This is a genomic window from Mycobacterium sp. SA01 (assembly GCF_041287105.1).
Lineage (GTDB): Bacteria > Actinomycetota > Actinomycetes > Mycobacteriales > Mycobacteriaceae > Mycobacterium.
The window spans coordinates 92,534-110,269 of record NZ_JBGGNO010000019.1; the positions used below are offsets into that span (position 1 = coordinate 92,534).

Annotated in this window: 20 protein-coding genes; 14 read left to right on the plus strand and 6 right to left on the minus strand. The window is 66.1% G+C overall.

The window, feature by feature from the left end; translation table 11 throughout:
- Positions 1-245 precede the first annotated feature (245 nt).
- The 4 genes from AB4879_RS16390 to AB4879_RS16405 are packed head-to-tail and all read right to left on the minus strand — an operon-like array spanning position 246 to position 4,142.
- Positions 246-1,697, minus strand: a complete 1,452-nt coding sequence (locus AB4879_RS16390; RefSeq protein ID WP_370508428.1) for an aldehyde dehydrogenase — start codon at positions 1,695-1,697, stop codon at positions 246-248.
- Positions 1,694-2,497 carry a carboxymuconolactone decarboxylase family protein gene (locus AB4879_RS16395; RefSeq protein WP_370508429.1) on the minus strand — a complete coding sequence of 268 codons (804 nt, stop codon included), beginning with the start codon at positions 2,495-2,497 and terminating at the stop codon, positions 1,694-1,696. The genes AB4879_RS16390 and AB4879_RS16395 overlap by 4 nt, the downstream gene beginning before the upstream one ends.
- Positions 2,494-3,303 carry a mycofactocin-coupled SDR family oxidoreductase gene (locus AB4879_RS16400; protein ID WP_370508430.1) on the minus strand — a complete coding sequence of 270 codons (810 nt, stop codon included), beginning with the start codon at positions 3,301-3,303 and terminating at the stop codon, positions 2,494-2,496. Before AB4879_RS16400 ends, AB4879_RS16395 begins: the two co-directional genes overlap by 4 nt.
- Positions 3,304-3,311: 8 nt before the next feature.
- Complete coding sequence (locus AB4879_RS16405; RefSeq protein WP_370508431.1) at positions 3,312-4,142, minus strand: mycofactocin-coupled SDR family oxidoreductase; 831 nt, start codon at positions 4,140-4,142, stop codon at positions 3,312-3,314.
- A 74-nt stretch (positions 4,143-4,216) separates the two neighbouring features.
- On the opposite strand from AB4879_RS16405, the gene AB4879_RS16410 reads away from it, so the two are divergent.
- Positions 4,217-4,810 (plus strand): TetR family transcriptional regulator, encoded by a 594-nt coding sequence (locus tag AB4879_RS16410; protein WP_370508432.1) that lies wholly within the window; start codon positions 4,217-4,219, stop codon positions 4,808-4,810.
- 38 nt (positions 4,811-4,848) lie between these two features.
- Positions 4,849-5,847 carry an oxidoreductase gene (locus AB4879_RS16415; RefSeq protein ID WP_370508433.1) on the plus strand — a complete coding sequence of 333 codons (999 nt, stop codon included), beginning with the start codon at positions 4,849-4,851 and terminating at the stop codon, positions 5,845-5,847.
- Positions 5,848-5,910: 63 nt separating this feature from the next.
- Here AB4879_RS16415 and AB4879_RS16420 read toward each other — a convergent pair whose 3' ends face one another.
- Positions 5,911-6,894, minus strand: a complete 984-nt coding sequence (locus AB4879_RS16420) for an esterase family protein (protein WP_199189892.1) — start codon at positions 6,892-6,894, stop codon at positions 5,911-5,913.
- A gap of 191 nt (positions 6,895-7,085) precedes the next feature.
- On the opposite strand from AB4879_RS16420, the gene AB4879_RS16425 reads away from it, so the two are divergent.
- Genes AB4879_RS16425 through AB4879_RS16445 form a run of 5 tightly spaced genes read left to right on the plus strand, consistent with a single transcriptional unit; the run spans position 7,086 to position 11,923 of the window.
- Complete coding sequence (locus tag AB4879_RS16425; RefSeq protein WP_370508434.1) at positions 7,086-8,216, plus strand: homogentisate 1,2-dioxygenase; 1,131 nt, start codon at positions 7,086-7,088, stop codon at positions 8,214-8,216.
- Positions 8,216-9,400, plus strand: a complete 1,185-nt coding sequence (locus AB4879_RS16430; protein WP_102807491.1) for an alpha/beta fold hydrolase — start codon at positions 8,216-8,218, stop codon at positions 9,398-9,400. The genes AB4879_RS16425 and AB4879_RS16430 overlap by 1 nt, the downstream gene beginning before the upstream one ends.
- Positions 9,400-10,641, plus strand: a complete 1,242-nt coding sequence (locus AB4879_RS16435) for a CaiB/BaiF CoA transferase family protein (protein ID WP_370508435.1) — start codon at positions 9,400-9,402, stop codon at positions 10,639-10,641. Before AB4879_RS16430 ends, AB4879_RS16435 begins: the two co-directional genes overlap by 1 nt.
- Entirely contained in the window at positions 10,638-11,543 is a 906-nt protein-coding gene (locus tag AB4879_RS16440; RefSeq protein ID WP_370508436.1) for a hydroxymethylglutaryl-CoA lyase, read from the plus strand. The genes AB4879_RS16435 and AB4879_RS16440 overlap by 4 nt, the downstream gene beginning before the upstream one ends.
- 14 nt (positions 11,544-11,557) lie before the next feature.
- Positions 11,558-11,923: an RNA-binding S4 domain-containing protein gene (locus tag AB4879_RS16445; RefSeq protein ID WP_102807488.1), complete on the plus strand. Its 366-nt coding sequence runs from the start codon at positions 11,558-11,560 to the stop codon at positions 11,921-11,923.
- 14 nt (positions 11,924-11,937) lie between these two features.
- Here the strand turns inward: AB4879_RS16445 and AB4879_RS16450 are convergent, their stop codons facing one another.
- Positions 11,938-12,819, minus strand: a complete 882-nt coding sequence (locus AB4879_RS16450) for a cyclopropane mycolic acid synthase family methyltransferase (protein WP_370508437.1) — start codon at positions 12,817-12,819, stop codon at positions 11,938-11,940.
- 222 nt (positions 12,820-13,041) lie between these two features.
- Between AB4879_RS16450 and AB4879_RS16455 the strand changes: the two genes are divergently transcribed.
- The 7 genes from AB4879_RS16455 to AB4879_RS16485 all read left to right on the plus strand — a co-directional run bounded on the left by AB4879_RS16455 (position 13,042) and on the right by AB4879_RS16485 (position 17,693).
- The gene (locus AB4879_RS16455) at positions 13,042-13,701 is read left to right on the plus strand and encodes a TetR/AcrR family transcriptional regulator (protein WP_370508438.1); all 660 of its coding nucleotides are present in this window, start codon (positions 13,042-13,044) and stop codon (positions 13,699-13,701) included.
- A 17-nt stretch (positions 13,702-13,718) separates the two neighbouring features.
- Positions 13,719-14,963: an acyl-CoA dehydrogenase family protein gene (locus AB4879_RS16460; RefSeq protein ID WP_370508439.1), complete on the plus strand. Its 1,245-nt coding sequence runs from the start codon at positions 13,719-13,721 to the stop codon at positions 14,961-14,963.
- 1 nt (position 14,964) lies between these two features.
- Positions 14,965-15,936, plus strand: coding sequence for a phosphotransferase family protein (locus tag AB4879_RS16465; protein WP_370508440.1), 972 nt, complete (start codon positions 14,965-14,967; stop codon positions 15,934-15,936).
- Positions 15,933-16,289 carry a DUF6285 domain-containing protein gene (locus AB4879_RS16470; RefSeq protein WP_370508441.1) on the plus strand — a complete coding sequence of 119 codons (357 nt, stop codon included), beginning with the start codon at positions 15,933-15,935 and terminating at the stop codon, positions 16,287-16,289. Before AB4879_RS16465 ends, AB4879_RS16470 begins: the two co-directional genes overlap by 4 nt.
- A complete protein-coding gene (locus tag AB4879_RS16475; RefSeq protein ID WP_102807483.1) occupies positions 16,286-16,669 on the plus strand; it encodes a nuclear transport factor 2 family protein in 384 nt (127 codons plus the stop codon). The genes AB4879_RS16470 and AB4879_RS16475 overlap by 4 nt, the downstream gene beginning before the upstream one ends.
- A 15-nt stretch (positions 16,670-16,684) precedes the next feature.
- Complete coding sequence (locus AB4879_RS16480; RefSeq protein WP_370508442.1) at positions 16,685-17,215, plus strand: YceI family protein; 531 nt, start codon at positions 16,685-16,687, stop codon at positions 17,213-17,215.
- Between the two features lie 73 nt (positions 17,216-17,288).
- The gene (locus AB4879_RS16485) at positions 17,289-17,693 is read left to right on the plus strand and encodes a hypothetical protein (protein ID WP_370508443.1); all 405 of its coding nucleotides are present in this window, start codon (positions 17,289-17,291) and stop codon (positions 17,691-17,693) included.
- Positions 17,694-17,736 lie beyond the last annotated feature (43 nt).

Consider the following 17,736-nt stretch of genomic DNA (forward strand, 5'->3'; position numbering starts at 1 on the left):
ATAACATTTATGGTCGCTTGACCAGACATCTCTACCGCGGGCCGGAGCGTCAACTCTGTGAGCGAATCCGAATCGGGGAACCACGTATCTCATCGAACCCGAGCACCAGCATCTTCGGCATTCATATCGAGGGTTATCACGCCGGTTTCCGCGGCGCTGCTACGGGCCGCGTTGCCGGTGATATCTCGATCGCAAATTTGATCGCGCGATCAATACTGAGGCAGCGGGACGTGTCCGTGTCACGGTCAGCGCATTCCGATCCGGATGTTCTTCACCTGGAGGAATTCGTGCAAGCCCTCCAGCCCGCCGGTACGGCCGAACCCGCTCTGCTTGTAGCCGCCGTAGGGTCCTTGCGGGGACATGTCACTGAACTGGTTGACCCATACCGATCCCGACTCCATTCGCCGGGCCACACTGTGTGCGCGCACGAGATCCCGGGTGTGCACAAAGGCATTGAGGCCGTAGGCACTGTCGTTGGCGATTGCGACGGCCTCGTCGTCGTCACGGAATCGGATCACGGAGACCACCGGCCCGAACGTCTCGATCTGCGCCAGCTCCGACGCATTGTCGACATCGCCGAAAACCGTCGGCTCGATGTAATAGCCCGCCGCCAGGTCACCGCCGATGCGGTTGCCGCCGACCAGCAGCTGACCGCTCCCCTGCCCGACCGCATCATCGATCGTCGCGAGGATGCGCAGCAGGGCCCCTTCCCCGATCACCGGGCCGACGGTGACGGAGCGATCGAGGGGGTCGCCGATCTTAGCTTCCGCAATGCGGGTGAGGAAGGCGCCCACGAACTCGTCATAGGCGCTGTCCTGCACCAGAATCCGGCTGGCGCACGCACAGCTCTGCCCGGACTGCATCAGCGGGCCCTGGTGGGCGGCCAGTGCGGCGGCGGCCGGGAGGTCGGCGTCGGAGAACACGAGGTTGGCGGATTTACCGCCCAACTCGGCGACCACCGGTGTCAGATTCGTAGCGGCCGCGGCGATCACCTTGCGGGCCGTCTGCCCACCGCCGGTGAAATGCACCTTGCGCACATCGGGGTGGCGCGCCAGAGCGTCACCTCCGTCGGCTCCGGCGGGAACCACATTGACCAGGCCGGGCGGCAAGCCGGCCAGCAGACAGAGTTCGCCGAAGCGTAGTGCCGCAAGGGGCGCCAGTTCAGATGGCTTGAATACGACCCCATTTCCGGCGGCGATCGCCGGGGCGACGCACGAGGCCGCGACAGCCAGCGCGCCGTTCCACGGTGCGATGACACCCACAACGCCGTAGGGCTCCCGCTCGATCAGGTTAATGTCGAACGAGCCGTTGACCGGAGTGCTCGCACCGAGCGGCTTGTCGACGTAGCCGGCATAGTGGCGCAAGAACCGTTCGAGCAGCATCGCCGTTCCGGCGTACGAGATCGGCACCGCGTAGTCGCGAACATTGAGTTCGGCCAGTTCGTCCAGATGTTCGTGCACCAGGTCGGCCAGGTCGATCAGCAGATCGCGGCGCCGGTCCACCGTCAGCGATACCCACGCCCGCTGTGCGCGCTTGGCCGCCGCCACGGCTCGGTCGATCTCTGGCGGGCCAGCCAGTGAGACAACGACATTGGGCCGCCCGGTAGCCGGATAGATATGTTGATGGGTACCCGCCGAGGTGTCGGCGACGCGTTCGCCGCCGATCAACAACCCGGCCGGTGCGATCGCGCCGCTCACGACGAACTGGCTTCGCTGCGCCACTCGTCGAGCACACGTTGCTGTTGTTCACCGATGGCCTGGTTGAGGTGGGAAGCCTTGGGCCAGCCGTAGTACGCCGCGAAGTGCAGAGCCAGTTCGTCCATCTCGGCGAACGACAGATCACGACTCTTCAGCGCGGCGTACACGTGGCTGAGGATCGGAATCACCGCGTCCTGGAACGCCACGCACGCCACCGTGATCAGTCGGCGTTCCTTCATGCCGAGTCCGGGGCGCAGCCACATCTCACCGAAGACGAAGTTCAGGATTCCCGCACCGGAGTATGGGTTGTCGCGGATGGGGGCGAACGGAATGCAGTTGATCTCCTTGAAGGACTGCTCTCCGACCACCAGCCGGATCTCGGGATCGCTCGGCGTGATCAACGGCAGCAGCGGGTCGGGCGGCGGTGGAGCATGGCCACGGGCTCGATGGATCCGCTCCCATTGCTCGTCGACCACCTGGTTGAACCACGACGCTTTCGGCCAGCCGGCGTACACCGCGAAATGCAGCACTGCTTCTCGCATTTCGGTGATCGATATATCGCCACTGTTGAGCGCCGCGTACACGTGGTCACGCAACGGCGCCTCGGCATCGGCAGCCGCCACACACGCCAGCGTGACGAACCGCCGGTCACGCCGGCTCAGCGCCGGCCGTGACCACACCTCGCCGTAGACGAAGTCGATCAGCCCGGTCGCGGCAGGTGAGTCGTCCTGCGGCGCAGCGAAGGTCATCACGTCGGCGAATGCTCGTCGGCCACGCTCACGCCGGTCGGCGTCGATCATCGGATCGTGACCCCCGCGTCGACCTTGAGCTCAGTGCCGGTCACGTAGCGGGATTCGTCCGAGACCAGATAGAGCACCGCATTGCTGATGTCGATCGCTTCGGCCATGACGATGGGCAGGGCATTCTGGAAGATCGGAGCAAGGTCGGGCCGGCCCTCTCGAAGCAGACCATGCAGAGACGCGGGTTGCATGCCGGTCTCCACACCGGTCGGGTGCACCGTATTGACTCGAACACTAACCGCGGCAAGCTCGTTGGCCAGCGCTCGGCTCAGCCCGACGACACCATGTTTGGCTGCGGTGTAGGGAAGATGCAGCGGCGACCCCTTAATCCCGGCCGCCGAGCTGATATTGACCAGGCTCCCACCGTGATCGACCAGGTGCGGCAGCGCCGCGGCGCAGGTATTCCATGTTCCGATGAGGTTGACGTCCACGACCGTTCGCCATTGTTCCGGCGTGGTGGTGTCCCAGGTCCCCGCCGTGAGCACACCCGCGTTGGACACGGCGGCGTCCAGCCCGCCGAGCTGCTCGACACCGCAGTTGACCGCCTCGGCCAGCGCCGCCGCATCCCGGATGTCGACGACGTACCTCTCCGCGCGTCGGCCGAATTTCTCGACCAGCTGGACAGTCTCATCCAGCTCTTCCGGGGTCGACAGCGGATACTCCAACTCCGGCAACGACTCACAGATGTCCACCAGGAGCAGGTCGGCACCCTCTTCGGCCAGCCGCACAGCATGGCTGCGGCCCATGCCGCGGCCAGCCCCGGTGACCAGGACCCGTTTGCCGGTGACCCGTCCAGTATCTGTCACGTGTGTTCCTAGAGTTTGTTGGTGAATCCGGCGTCGACGGGGAAGGTCACGCCGGTAACGTACTTGGCCTCATCGCTGACCAGGTAGGCGATCGCCGCGCTGATGTCCTCCGGTTCGAGGAGGTCCACCGGCATGGGGTTCTGCAGGTGCGGTCCGCCTTCGGGGTAGTTCTCCAGAAAGGCGGTCATCGCGGGATTGACGGCCATCATGGTGCGTACCGCGGTGGGATGCACGGTATTGACCCGAATACTGTGCGGCGCAAGCGCATTGGACAACGTCCGCATCAGTCCGACGAGCCCGTGTTTGGAGGCCGCGTATCCCAGCCCGCCGCCTTGCAGTCCGCCGAATCCCCGCAGTCCGGCAGTCGAGCTGGTGAACACGATCGACCCGCCCCGTTGCCCGGCGATCAAGTGCGGGATCGCGGCCTTGGCGGTGTGGAATGCACCGACCAGATTCACGTTCAGCACATCGGTCCACTGTTCGAGCTCTTCGTCGATCGTCAACTCGCGGAAGGCCATGGTGGCGATGCCGGCGTTGGCGCACACGATGTCGAGGCGGCCGAACTGATCGACGCCGGCATCCAGCGCAGCTTTCACCGCGTGGAAGTCGCGGACGTCGGCGACCGAGGCAATCATCCTGCCCCCCTTGGCTTCCACCAACTCGACCGTCTCGTCGAGCTCGGCGCGACTGGCCATCGGGTAACCGTTGGAAGGGATGTCGGCACAGATGTCCACACCGATGATGCCGGCGCCCTGCTCGGCGAGGCGAATCGCATGGCTGCGGCCCTGGCCACGAGCAACACCGGTGATGAACGCGACCTTGCCGTCGAGAGATCCCACTTGTTCCGCCTCCACCCAGTAACCGTGTTACTGGGGTAGAGTAACCGCGTTACTCCGCTACGGCAAGGGCATTCGTGTACAGGACTGAGAAGACGATCGACACCGCGGTCGACACACGTGACCGCATCATCGACATCGTCGTCGACATCCTCGAGACGCAGGGATACGACGCCGTCCAGCTGCGCGAGGTCGCCAGGCGCTCGCGTACCTCGCTCACGACGATCTACAAGCGCTACCCGACCCGCGATCACCTGATCCTCGCCGCGCTCGAGTCGTGGATGGACGAGCACCGGTACGCGGGCCTCACTGTTCAGCACCACGATCCCGACGAGTCGCTCTACGACGGGATGATGCGCGTCCTGGGGACCATCTTCGAACCGTGGGAACGACATCCAGAGATGCTCAAGGCCTACTACCGCTCCCGATCGGCCACCGGGCGCGAACTGTTGCTACATCGCGGGCTCGACAACGTCGTCCCCGCGGCCATGGAAGTGCTCGACGGCGTCGACGAGGACTTCGTCGCCGATCTCGACACCGTCTTGGCCACTGTGATTTTCGGCCTGTCCGGACGCTTTGCCGCCGGCGAGATCGCCATCACCGACATCCTGCCCACCATCGAACGTACGGTCCGGTGGTTCACCGCCGGCTACGAGGCGAGCCGTCGGTAGCCCGTCTGTGGCCCATCGGTGGGCGCTACCGTCTTGGCATGGATTCTTATCAGGCACTGCTGGCCCGTCAGGACGGCGATCAGATCACCGCATCGATCGAGACACTCGACGCCTCCGAACTTCCGCCCGGCGACGTGACGATCCGGGTCGCCTATTCCAGCGTCAACTACAAGGACGCGCTCGCGCTGACCCCCCGCGGCGGAGTCGTCCGGGACTATCCGATCGTGCCCGGCATCGACCTCACCGGCGAGGTCGTGGAGTCCGGCTCCCCCGACTTCGCCGTCGGCGATCAGGTCCTGGCGCACGGCTACGCGATCGGCACCGGCCACCACGGCGGCTACGCCGAATATGTCCGGCTGCCCGCCGACCAGGTTGTCGCGTTGGGGACGCTGACGCCGAGGGAAGGCGCGGCGATCGGAACCGCGGGCTTCACCGCCGCGCTGAGCGTGGAGGCGCTGATCGCCCACGGCATCACCCCCCAGGACGGTCCGATCGTCGTCACCGGCGCCACCGGGGGTGTCGGGTCGGTCAGTGTGGACCTCCTCGCCGCCGCCGGATTTCAGGTGGTGGCCTCCACCGGCAAGGCCGAGGCGGCCGACCATCTCAAGGCCCTCGGCGCAGCGGACGTCATCGCACGGCTGCCCGAGGACCCCGACGCCAAGCCGCGCCCGCTGGGCAAGGCGCGCTGGGCGGGTGCCGTCGACTGCGTCGGCGGGGCCACCCTGGCCGATGTGATCAGCACTCTGGAATATGGCGGCGCCGTGGCGGCCAGCGGGCTGACCGGTGGCCCGGCGCTCAATACGACGGTGCTGCCGTTCATCCTGCGCGGGGTGTCACTGCTGGGCATCGACTCGGTGCTGCTGCCCATCGGTCCGCGCCGCGCGTTGTGGGAGCGTCTGGGCGGTGCGCGCAAGCCTCGCCACCTCGACGACGTCACCCACGAGGTCGATGTCAAGGACGTCATCGACGTGATCGACCAGGTGCGGGCCGGCAAGTACTCGGGCCGCGCGGTGGTGCGGGTCGCCGACGGCTTCTGAACCGAACAACAAAGCGGGCCACCGGTTTTCACCGGTGGCCCGCTTCGTTGACGTACGTCCGCGTTACGCGGCGCCCAGGTACTTCTGCAGGTCGGGCTTCATCGCCTGAAGCTCACGACCCCAGTAGGCCCAGTCATGGGTGCCGTTGTCGGGGAAGTTGAACACGCCGTTCTTACCGCCCGCGGCGAGGTAGTTGTCGCGGAAGGTGATGTTGGTACGGATCGTCAGGCTCTCGAGGAACGTGGCCGGCAGGTCGCCGTGACCCAGCTCGTTGGGAGTGCCGTTACCGCAGTAGATCCAGATGCGGGTGCCGTTGGCGACGATCTTGGGGATCTGCACCATCGGGTCGTTACGCTTCCAGCCGCTGTTCGGATCCTGCGTCGGACCCCACATGTCGTTGGCTTTGAAACCGCCCGCGTCACCCATCGAGATGTTGATCAGGAACGGCCACGAACCCTCAGACGGGTTCAGGAAGCCCGACATCGAGCCCGCGTAGATGAACTGATCCGGGTGGTACACCGACAGGATCAGCGAGGCCGAGCCGGCCATCGACAGGCCGATGACGGCGCTACCGGTGGGCTTGACGTCCCGATTCGCGGCAAGCCACTGCGGCAGCTCCTGCGTCAGGAAGGTCTCCCACTTGTAGGTCTGGCAACCGGTCTTGCTACAGGCCGGCGAGTACCAGTCCGCGTAGAAGCTGGACTGCCCACCGACCGGCATCACGATCGACAGTCCGGACTGGTAGTACCACTCGAACGCGGGGGTGTTGATGTCCCAGCCGTTGAAGTCGTCCTGCGCACGCAGGCCGTCGAGCAGGTAGACCGCCGGAGCGTTCGCGCCGCCGCTTTGGAACTGGACCTTGATGTCGTGACCCATCGAGGGCGACGGAACCATCAGGTACTCCACAGGGAGCCCCGGACGGGAGAACGCGCTCGCCGTTGCCGATTCTCCGACCAGGCCGATCAAGCCCGGAAGAACCGCCGCCGCGACTGCGGCGACTGCCAATCGACGCGGCCACCCGCGCACCTTGTCAAACAAGGACTTCACCAATCCACCCCAGCTTTCTATGACCCCGGTTATCGGATTCAGAGTTGAGTAAAACACGTCGTCTCGAACCTGTGAAAGTCCGCCACGTTACCCAACTCGTTGGTTGGGGGTTGCCACGGGGTCAAACAAAAACTAATGTCACTTTTAGTTTTCCGCTTGCCCGTACCTCGACGCCGATCTCGGGAGATTCCATGGAATCGTTCACTCACCTGCGCAAAGGCACAACCCCGAGGCGAATCCACGCCGATCTCGACGGCCTCAAAGACGACGAATTGGGCCGGGGCGGATTCACCGGCCGCACCGCCAACATCTACCGCCGGAACGATCCCACGACATTTCGGGCCAACGGCCCCCTGCGTCCGCTCGATGTGTTGTCCAGTGAGCTCAAACCGAGCGATGCGACCGACCCCACGGGCGCTCCCCTGCTGCTTTTCTCCAATGACGACTGCCGCGTCTCACTGAGCCGGCGCTCGGCAGCCATGCCGTTCTATACGCGCTACGTCGACGGCGACCTGCTGTCCTTCGTCCATCAGGGCAGCGGTCGCCTGGAAACCGAATTCGGCCCGTTGGACTACCGCACCGGCGATTGGATCTACATCCCGAAGGCGTGCACGTGGCGGCAGGTGCCCGACTCCGGGACAGAACCAGCTGAGAGCACTTGGCTGATGATCGAGGCCACCGACGAGTTCCGGGTCCCACCCGCCGGCCCACTGGGCCGGCACTGGCCCTTCGACCCGTCCCAGGCCGTCGTACCGGACCCTGAGCCCATCGACGACGGCGACGGTCCCCACACCGACGGTGAGTACGAGGTGCGGCTATATCACCGCCCGATCGACGGCGTGGAGACCACCACCCTGCGCTATCCACACAACCCGATCGATGTCGAAGGCTGGCGCGGCGACAACTACGCCTTCACCTTCAACATCGACGACTACAACGTCATCACCTCCGACAGCGTGCACCTGCCGCCGATGGTCCACCTGTTCATGGAGGCGACGGGTGTCTACGTGTGCAACTTCCTGCCGAAGCCGGCCGAATCGGTGCCCGGCACCGAACGCACACCCTGGTACCACCGCAATGTCGACTTCGACGAGATCGCTTTCTTCCACGGCGGCTCGCTCTACGGCATCCCGATGCCACCCGGACTGATCAGCCACGCCCCGCAGGGCGTGCACCACGGGGCGCCGGAGAAGGCCCGCGAACGAGCGCGGCGAAAGTTCGACGAATTCACCCGCGTGGATTGGAAGGTCATCGCGATCGACACCCGGAGGCGTCTGGTGCCGTCACCCGAAGTTCTGGCCAACGATTTGGGGCAACACTGATGGTCACGCCGGTCAAGCGCGCCTACGAGCGCATCCCGTATCTGATCGCCTACCAGAACACGTCCGCTGTCCGGGACGTCTACGGCGGGGTCGCGGAGCTGGTGGTGCTGGAAAGCTATCTGCTCAAGCCGACCACACCGTCGGACACCGTGCTGGTCTTCATGCACCCGATCGGCGGCGGCGCCTACCTGCCGATGATCAACGCACTGGCCCGCGCCGGGCATCACGTCATCTACTGCAACAGCCGTTTCCGGGGCACCGACTCAGGGCTGCTGATGGAGAAGGTGGTCGAGGATCTCGGCGAATGCATCAAGGACGCCAAGAATCGGCTGGGCTACTCCAAAGTGGTCCTGGCGGGGTGGAGTGGCGGTGGGTCGCTGTCGGTGTTCTATCAGCAGCAGGCGCAGCACCCGACGATCACCGCCAGCCCGTCCGGTGACGGTCCGGATCTGACCACACTGGGCCTGCTGCCCGCCGACGGGATCATGCTTTTGGCCGCGCACATCAGCAGGCACGGCACGATGACCGAATGGATGGACGCCTCCATCCTCGACGAGAACGACCCGACCAAGCGGGATCCCGAACTCGACCTGTACAACCCGGACAACCCCAATCAGCCGCCGTACACCCCGGAGTTCCTGGAGCGCTACCACCAGGCGCAGATCGCCCGGAACCGACGAATCACCAAGTGGGTCAAGGAAAAACTGGCGGCCCTCAAGGCCGACGGACGGCCGGATGACGAATTTTGCTTCGTCGTGCACGGCACGATGGCCGACCCACGCTGGCTCGACCCGACCGTCGACCCCAACGAGCGCGCCCCCGGCACCTGCTATCTGGGCGACCCGCAGGTGGTCAACATGAGCCCCGTCGGGCTGGCACGGTTCTGCACCCTGCGCAGCTGGCTGTCACAGTGGAGCTATGACGACGCCAACGGTGACGCCGTGAAGGCCGGCCCGGACATCGCGGTGCCGGCACTGGTCATCGGCAATCTCGCCGACGACGCCTGCACACCCAGCCATACCCGGCGGCTCTTCGAGGCCATCGGGCATCCCGACAAGGAGATGCACGAAATCCCGGGCGCCAACCACTACTACTCCGGGCCCGACCAGAAGGAGACGCTGCGCCAGGCCGTCGGGATCGTCACGGACTGGCTGGTTCGGCACGACTTCGCAAAGGCTGATTGATGGCCCCTACCGGAGGGCAGGAGCGCAGCGACCCGGGAAGGGTCACAGGTCCGCTGGACGGCATTCGCGTCATCGAGGTCGGCACGCTGATCTCAGGGCCGTTCGCGGGCCGGCTGCTCGGCGACATGGGTGCCGAGGTGATCAAGATCGAACCTCCTGGCGCTCCCGACCCGTTGCGCACCTGGGGGCAGGCCGAACTCGACGGCCACCACTTCTTCTGGACGGTGCACGCCCGCAACAAGAAGGCCGTCACCCTCAACCTGCGGGAAGCCCGGGGCCGCGAGCTGTTCCTCGACCTGGTCGAGCGCTCCGACATCATCGTCGAGAACTTCCGGCCCGGCACGCTGGAGAAGTGGGGCCTCGGTTACGACGTTCTGCGCCAACACAATCGGGGCATCATCCTGGTCCGGGTGTCCGGCTACGGGCAGACCGGTCCGGAGTCGACGAAGGCCGGCTACGCCTCGGTCGCCGAGGCGGCCAGTGGGTTGCGGCACATGAACGGCTTCCCCGGCGGGCCGCCGCCGCGGCTGGCGCTGTCGCTCGGCGACAGCCTGGCCGGAATGTTCGCCGCGCAGGGCGCGCTGGCCGCACTGTACCGGCGGACCGTCACCGGTGAGGGACAGATCGTCGACGCGGCGCTGACCGAATCCTGTCTGGCCGTGCAGGAGTCGACGATCCCCGACTACGACGTCGGCGGCGTGGTCCGCGGACCGTCGGGCACCCGACTGGAGGGCATCGCCCCGTCGAACATCTACCGCAGCGCCGACGGCAGCTGGGTGGTGATCGCCGCCAACCAGGACACCGTCTTCCGGCGACTGTGCGCAGCCATGGGCCGGCCCGAGCTGGCCCAGGATGACCGCTTCGTCAATCATGTTGCGCGCGGCCGTAATCAGGACGAGCTCGACGCCATCATCGGTGACTGGGCGGCGGCCCGCGAGCCCGCCGACATCATCGAGACGCTGAGTGAAGCGGGCGTCATCAGCGGACCGATCAACACCGTCGCCGAGGTCGTCACCGACCCGCAGCTGCTGTCGCGCGGCATGATCGCTGACCACTGGGACGAGCGCATCGGGCGCAATGTGAAGGGCCCCGGCGTGGTTCCGGTGTTGTCGGAGTCCCCCGGCACCATCCGATCCGCGGGCTCGTCGCGACCGGGACAGCACAACGGTGAGGTGTACGGTGAACTTCTGGGCCTGCGGTCGGAGGAGATCGCTGAGTTGGAGTCCCAGGGAGTGCTATGAGCCAGCTGCCCGGCCACGTCACGATCCGCGAAGTCGCCCTGCGCGACGGTCTGCAGATCGAAGATCCGATTCCGTTGTCCGCCAAGCTCGAATTGCTCGCGGCGATCGCCGCCACCGGGGTACGAGAAGTGGAGGCGACGGCCTTCGTATCGCCGTCGAAGGTGCCCGCCCTGGCCGACGCGCCGGAGCTGGCCGCCCATCTCGGCGACTACCCCGACATCGAATTCTCCGCCCTGGTGGCCAGTCCGAACGGCGCCAAGCGGGCCATCGCCGCCGGGCTGCGTTCCGTTGAGTACGTGGTGTCGGCGGCCGACGCCCACAGTCACGCCAACGTCGGCCGCAGCAGTGCGGACGCCACCGCGCAGATCGCCGACATCGTCGCGATCGCCCACGACTCGGGAGTCAGCGTCGAGGTCATCATCGCCACCGCCTGGGACTGCCCCTTCGACGGGCCGACCCCGCCGCAGCGTGTCCTCGACATCGTCGACGCCGCTTGCGAATTCGGTGCGGACCGGCTGGCCATCGCCGACACCATCGGCACCACCACGCCGGGGCGGGTCACCGCGCTGATGAACCAGGTGAAGCCCCGCATCGGCGATCTGCCGCTGGGTGCTCACTTCCACAACACCCGCGGCGCCGGGTTGGCCAGCGCGTACGCCGCGGTCGCCGCCGGTGTGACGCGGCTCGACTCGTCGGTGGGCGGGTTGGGCGGCTGCCCGTTCGCGCCGGGGGCGAGCGGCAACATCGCCACCGAGGATCTCGTCTACCTGTTGCGCGACAGCGGAATCAGTGTCGACATCGACCTGCCTGCGGCGATCAGCGCGGCAGCCGTCGCGAGGTCGGTGGTCGGCCACGATCTGCCCAGCGCACTGCTGCGCGCCGGCGACCGGATACTGAGCTGAGCTGACACCGCCTCATGGAATCGACTCGGGTGGATCGGTGGCTGTGGGCGGTCAGGCTGGCGAAGACCCGCCCGGATGCCGCCGCGGCGTGCCGAGGCGGTCACGTCCGGGTCAACGACCGGTTGGCCAAGCCCTCGACGACCATCTCCCCCGGTGACGAGGTGCGCGCACGCGTCGGCGACACGACGAGGATCGTCGAGGTCGTCAGGGTTATCGCCAAGCGGGTCGGGGCCGCCGACGCCGTCACCTGCTACCTGGACCGCACGCCCAAGCCGCCAAGTGTTCCCGCCGTGCCGGTGGCGGCGCGTGATCGCGGAGCCGGCCGGCCGACGAAGCGGGACCGCCGAGCTCTCGACAAGTGGCGTGCGAGTCAGTGGTGAGCTGAGCCGCCGCGCTACTTACTCAGGGTGAACTGGCAGACGTCGGTGTAGTGGTTGCGGAACAGGTCCGCGCAACCGGTCAGGTACTTCATGTAGCGCTCGTAGACCTCTTCGGACTGGATCGCGATCGCGTCATCCCGGCGTGCCTCGAGTGCGGCCGCCCACAAATCGAGGGTCTTTGCATAGTGCTGTTCCAGCGATTGGACACGTTCGGTTGTGAAGCCGGCCTTGCCGGCCAGGTCCTGGACGATCTCGCGGGTCGGCAGGTGGCCGCCGGGGAAGATCTCTACCGAGATGAACTTGAAAAATCGCAGCAGGCTCATCGTGATGGGCAGCCCGCGTGCCTCCATCTCGGCCCGCGGGATCTGCATGATGGAGTGCAGCATCATCACGCCGTCGTCGGGCAGGACGTCGTAGGCGAAGTCGAAGAACGCGTTGTAACGGTCCGCCCCGAAGTGCTCGAAGGCCCCGATCGACACGATCCGATCCACCGGTTCGTCGAACTGCTCCCAGCCGCAGAGCAGGACGCGGCGGCTGCGCGGCGTGTCCATCTCGGCGAACGCACGTTCGGCGTGAGCCTGCTGATTGCGGCTCAGGGTCAGCCCGACGACGTTGACGTCATACTTCTCGATCGCACGGCGCATCGTGGCGCCCCAGCCGCAGCCGACGTCCAGCAGGGTCATTCCGGGCTCCAGCCCCAACTTGCCGAGCGACAGATCGATCTTGGCGAGCTGCGCCTCCTGCAGCGTCAGATCGTCGCGCTCGAAGTAGGCGCAGCTGTAGGTCTGCGTCGGATCAAGGAAGAGCCGGAAGAAGTCGTCGGACAGGTCGTAGTGCGACTGAACGTCCTCGAAGTGCGGCTTCAGGTGTGAGGTGGTGCTTGCTGGGTGTGACAAGGAAGGGCCTTTGACTTTTCGGCTGACATTCGTGCAGCTCCATTTGCTCAAGAGCCTCCCCGACCACTCGTAAGAGTACGCAACGATGTCAAGTTGTCGTTGCCAGGAATGGCGTTGGGGCAGGTCAGCTCGAAATTCGCCGTCGCGAGAGGTCTTGCCAACCGTTAAAACGAAAAGTAACGTCAGCTTTAGTTTCCCTTCCGAAAGCACGGGGGCCAGCCCATGGAACCGTCCAGCCGTTCGCGCAAAGCGGACGGGGCCGCCGACGGCCCGCGCGAACTGAGCTCCAAGGGGCGCCAAACCCGCCAAGCCATCGAGGACGCCGCTCGAAAACTGTTTGCCGAACGGGGTTTCCACGGCACCACCCTGGTCGACATCACGTCGGCCGCGGGTAGATCCCCCGCGGTGTTCTACCGCTACTACGACGACAAAGAGGACCTGTTGGCCGCATTGGCAGGTTCGTTCCTGCACGACGTCGTGCTGCCGTCCGGTCTGCGACTGCACCTCCCGGAATCCCCGGACGACACCCACTTTTTCGTCACCGTCGTCAGCGCCTACTGGGACATGTTCAAGCAGAGCATCGGCGTCATGGTCGCTGTCGACCAACTCGCCGCCACGGAACCCCGGTTCGCCGCCCTGCAGAACCAATTCCGTCAGTTCGGCATCGACATCGTCGCCGCGTCGGTGCTGCGCGCCCAGGAACACGGGTACGCGGCCGGCCTGCAACCCGAGCACACCGCCTTGGCGATCGCGCTGTTGTTCGAACAGTTCACCACCGTGTGCCTGCGTCCCGACAGCGCGGGCCTGGGTCTGCGCCTGTCGGACGACGACGCCGTGACGACCCTGTCTACTATTTGGAAAAAAACGCTCTACGGCTTTTGATTGATTAGGAGATCAGCGTGGATTTCTCTCTGCCCGAACATCTTACGACTCTGCTGGACGAAATGGATGCGTTCATCGAAGCCGAGATCAAGCCCCTCGAGCGTGAACACATCCAGTATTTCGATCAGCGTCGCGAGTTTGCCCGCACCGATGTCGAGAATGGCGGTATCCCCCGTCGGGAGTGGGAGGATCTGCTCGACGAGATGCGCCGGCGAGCCGAAAAAGCGGGGTGGTTGCGGTACGGCCTGCCGTCGAAATTCGGCGGCCGGGATGGCACCAATCTCGATATGGCGGTGATTCGGGAACACCTGGCGCACAAGGGACTTGGTCTGCACAACGATCTGCAGGACGAGTCCTCGATCGTTGGGAACTTCCCACAGGTCATCATGATGGACCGGTTCGGCACCGACGATCAGAAGAGCGAGTGGATCGAGGCGATGCTGACCGGCACCCGGTCCATGGCATTCGGACTGACCGAACCCGACCACGGCTCGGACGCCACCTGGCTGGAGACCCGCGCCGTTCGCGACGGTGACGACTGGGTGATCAACGGCAACAAGCGGTGGAACACCGGTGTGCACCGCGCCACCCACGACCTGGTCTTCGCGCGCACCTCCGGCGAGGCCGGGCAGGCGCGCGGCATCACCGCATTCCTTGTTCCGTGCGACGCCGACGGGTTCGAGGTGCCGTACTACTGGTGGACGTTCAACATGCCGACCGACCACGCCGAGGTCGTTCTGCGCGACGTGCGGATCCCCGCCGATGCCGTCCTCGGCGAAGTGGACCACGGCCTGGAGGTCGCCCAGACCTTCCTGCACGAGAACAGGATTCGGCAAGCGGCAAGCAGCCTCGGTGCCGCCCAGTACTGCATCGACCGCGCCGTCGACTATGCGGGCAAGCGGGTGACGTTCGGCAAGCCGCTGGCAGTCAACCAGGCCGTCCAGTGGCCGCTGGTCGAGCTGCAGACCGAGGCCCAGATGGTGCGGCTGCTGGTGCGCTACGCGGCTACCGAACTCGACCGCAACCATCACCTCGAGGTGTCCGACAAGGTGTCGATGGCCAACTACCGCGCCAACCGGCTGGTGTGCGAGGCGGCCGACCGGGCCATGCAGGTGCACGGCGGAGTCGGCTACAGCCGCCACGAACCGTTCGAGCACATTTACCGGCACCACCGCCGGTACCGCATCACCGAGGGCGCCGAGGAGATCCAGATGCGCCGCGTGGCCCAGCGGATGTTCAAGTTCGGCAAGCCGGCTCGCTGACGTGGCCGCCGAGACACTGGCCGCGGATCTGGCCGACGTGTTGCGCCCGCTGCTCGGTCCGCAGACCGACGTGGACAACTTGCGCGCGCTGACCGGCGGGGCCAGCCGCACCACCTGGGCGTTCGACGCGGTGACCGGATCGGCGCGCCGTGCACTGATTCTGCGCACCGGGCCGCCCGATGACGTCCACGCCGGAATGGAACTGGAGGCAGCCGTCCAGGCGGCCGCCGCCGCGGCCGGTGCGCCGGTGCCCGACATCCTGGTTGCGTCCGATTCGGTTGAGGCGCTGGGCAATCCGTTTCTGATCTGCGGTGAGATCGCCGGCGAGACCATCGTGCGCCGTATCCAGCGCCACCTCGACGACGACGGCCGGGCGAAGCTGCTGCGGCAGTGCGCACAGGCGCTGGCGGCGATTCACCGTGGCGCGGCCGACGCGCCCGGGCTGGCCGAGCAGGACCAGATGACGGAGTGGCACCAGCGCCTCGATGAAATGGGCGACACCACAGCGACATTCGAGTGGGCGTTCCGATGGTTGGCGGCCCACCGGCCACCGCCGTCGCCGCTGCGGCTTGTGCACGGCGATTTCCGGATGGGCAACCTCATCGTGGACGGTTCGCACCTGGCGGCCGTCCTGGACTGGGAACTGGTCCACATCGGCGAGATCTACGAAGACCTCGCCTGGTTCTGCATTCGGGCCTGGCGGTTCGGCGCCCCGTCCAGCATGGCGGCCGGCGGTCTGGGCAGCATCGACGATTTCGTCGCGGCCTATGAGGAGGCCGGCGGCGCGCCCGTCGACCGCGCGACCTTGCGGTGGTGGCTGGTGCTGGCCACCCTTCGCTGGGGAGTGATCTGCCGTTTCCAGGCCGAACGGCACCTGAGCGGCCAGACCCGGTCGGTCGAGCTGGCCGCGATCGGCCGGCGGGTCTGCGAGACAGAATGGGATGTTCTCGACCTACTGGAGGGCGCCTCGTGACCGGACTCAACGGACGGCCCACCGCCGCCGAACTCGTCGCTGCCGTCGCCGAATTCCTCGCCGGTGACGTCCGGTCCAGCACCACCGGGTCGGTCAATTTCCACGCCCTGGTCGCGGTCAACGTCTTGCGCACCGTGGAACGTGAGTTGCTCGACGAGACCGCCGCCGAACCGCAGGCCGCACTCGAGGGACTCGGCTATCGGGACGAAGCCGCACTGGCCGCGGCGATCCGCGCCGGGGACCTCGACGGCCGCGGCGATGAGGTGATGAGGTGCCTTCGCGCCGTGGTCAAGCACCGGGTGGCCATCGCCCACCCCGGATACGACTCACCCGAGGGAGGTTCACCGGCATGACCACCGAAAGCCAGATCCTGCAGGCCGCCGACCGGCTGTTCGCCGCGATCACGCAGGGCGATGTCGCCGCGGTGGCGGAGCTGTGGGCCGACGATGTCACCGTCTGGCACACCGGCGATGAGCGCGACAGCGACAAGACGCGCGCTCTCAAGGTGATCCGGTGGTACGTCGGCGCCACCACCTACCGGCACTACGACGTGCTCGACCGGCAGGTGTTCGACGGCGGATTCGTCCAGCAGCACATTCTGCGGTGCACCAACACCCGCGGTGAAGACGTGGCCTTGCGGGTATGCCTGATCGTGAAAGTCGGAGACGACGGCCTCATCCGGCGAATCGACGAATACCTCGATCCCGCCGACCTGGCACCGCTGCTGTCCTGAGAGAAGGCACATCACATGTCCGCACTGCACGCGTTACTCAACGACCCCGGGGCCGCCGGAGTGTGGCAACTGGTTCCCGCGCGCTCCTCGGTGCGGTTCAAGAACAAGACGTTCTGGGGGTTGGCCACCGTCACCGGCACATTCGGCGATGTGAGCGGCACCGGGCAGGTCGGCGCGAACGGCGCGGTCTCGGGGCGGCTGGAGATCGGAGCGTCGTCGCTGAAGACGGGCATCGGAAAACGTGACGAGCATCTGCGCTCGGCCGACTTCTTCGACGTCGAGAACCATCCCGAGATCCGCGTCGAGGTGACCGGGCTGGAACCCACCGGCGCGGACACGGCCGATCTCACCGCCACGCTCACCGTCCGAGGAGTCAGCACTGCACTGCCGCTGTCGGTCACGATCACCCCGCTCGGTGACGGCTCGGTGCAGCTGACCACCACGGCGACGGTCGACCGCACCGAACTCGGTGTCAGCGGCAACATGATCGGGATGATGCCCCCGACCACCACCCTGCTGGCCGACGTCGTCTTCGCCAAAGAGTGACCTGGACGCGCGTTCGTTCGCCCAGCGAACGTTTCCGCGCCGAAATCACAGATGCGGCAGTAGCATCGGCTGCGTGTCTCGCCCGGGCGCACAGCCCCTCCACGTGCTGGTCTACAGCAGCAATGCCCGCACCCGTGATGAGGTGCGCCTGGCTCTGGGGAAGCGCGTCCACCCCGAACTCCCGGATCTCATTTACACCGAGGTGGCGACCGGACCGATGGTGATCCAGCTGATGGACGCCGGCGGATTTGATCTGGTGATCCTCGACGGCGAGGCGGCGCCCGTCGGCGGGATGGGCATTGCCAAACAACTCAAAGACGAGATCGACGACTGCCCGCCGGTGCTGGTGCTGACCGGCCGATCCGACGATGCGTGGCTGGCCAACTGGTCGCGCGCCGAGGCCGCAGTGCCTCACCCGATCGACCCGGTGCGACTCGGCGAGGCGGTCGTAGGTTTGCTGCGCACATCCGTGCAGTGACTTAAACGCCAAATACGCTGTCGCCCTTGCCCTCTCGACCAGA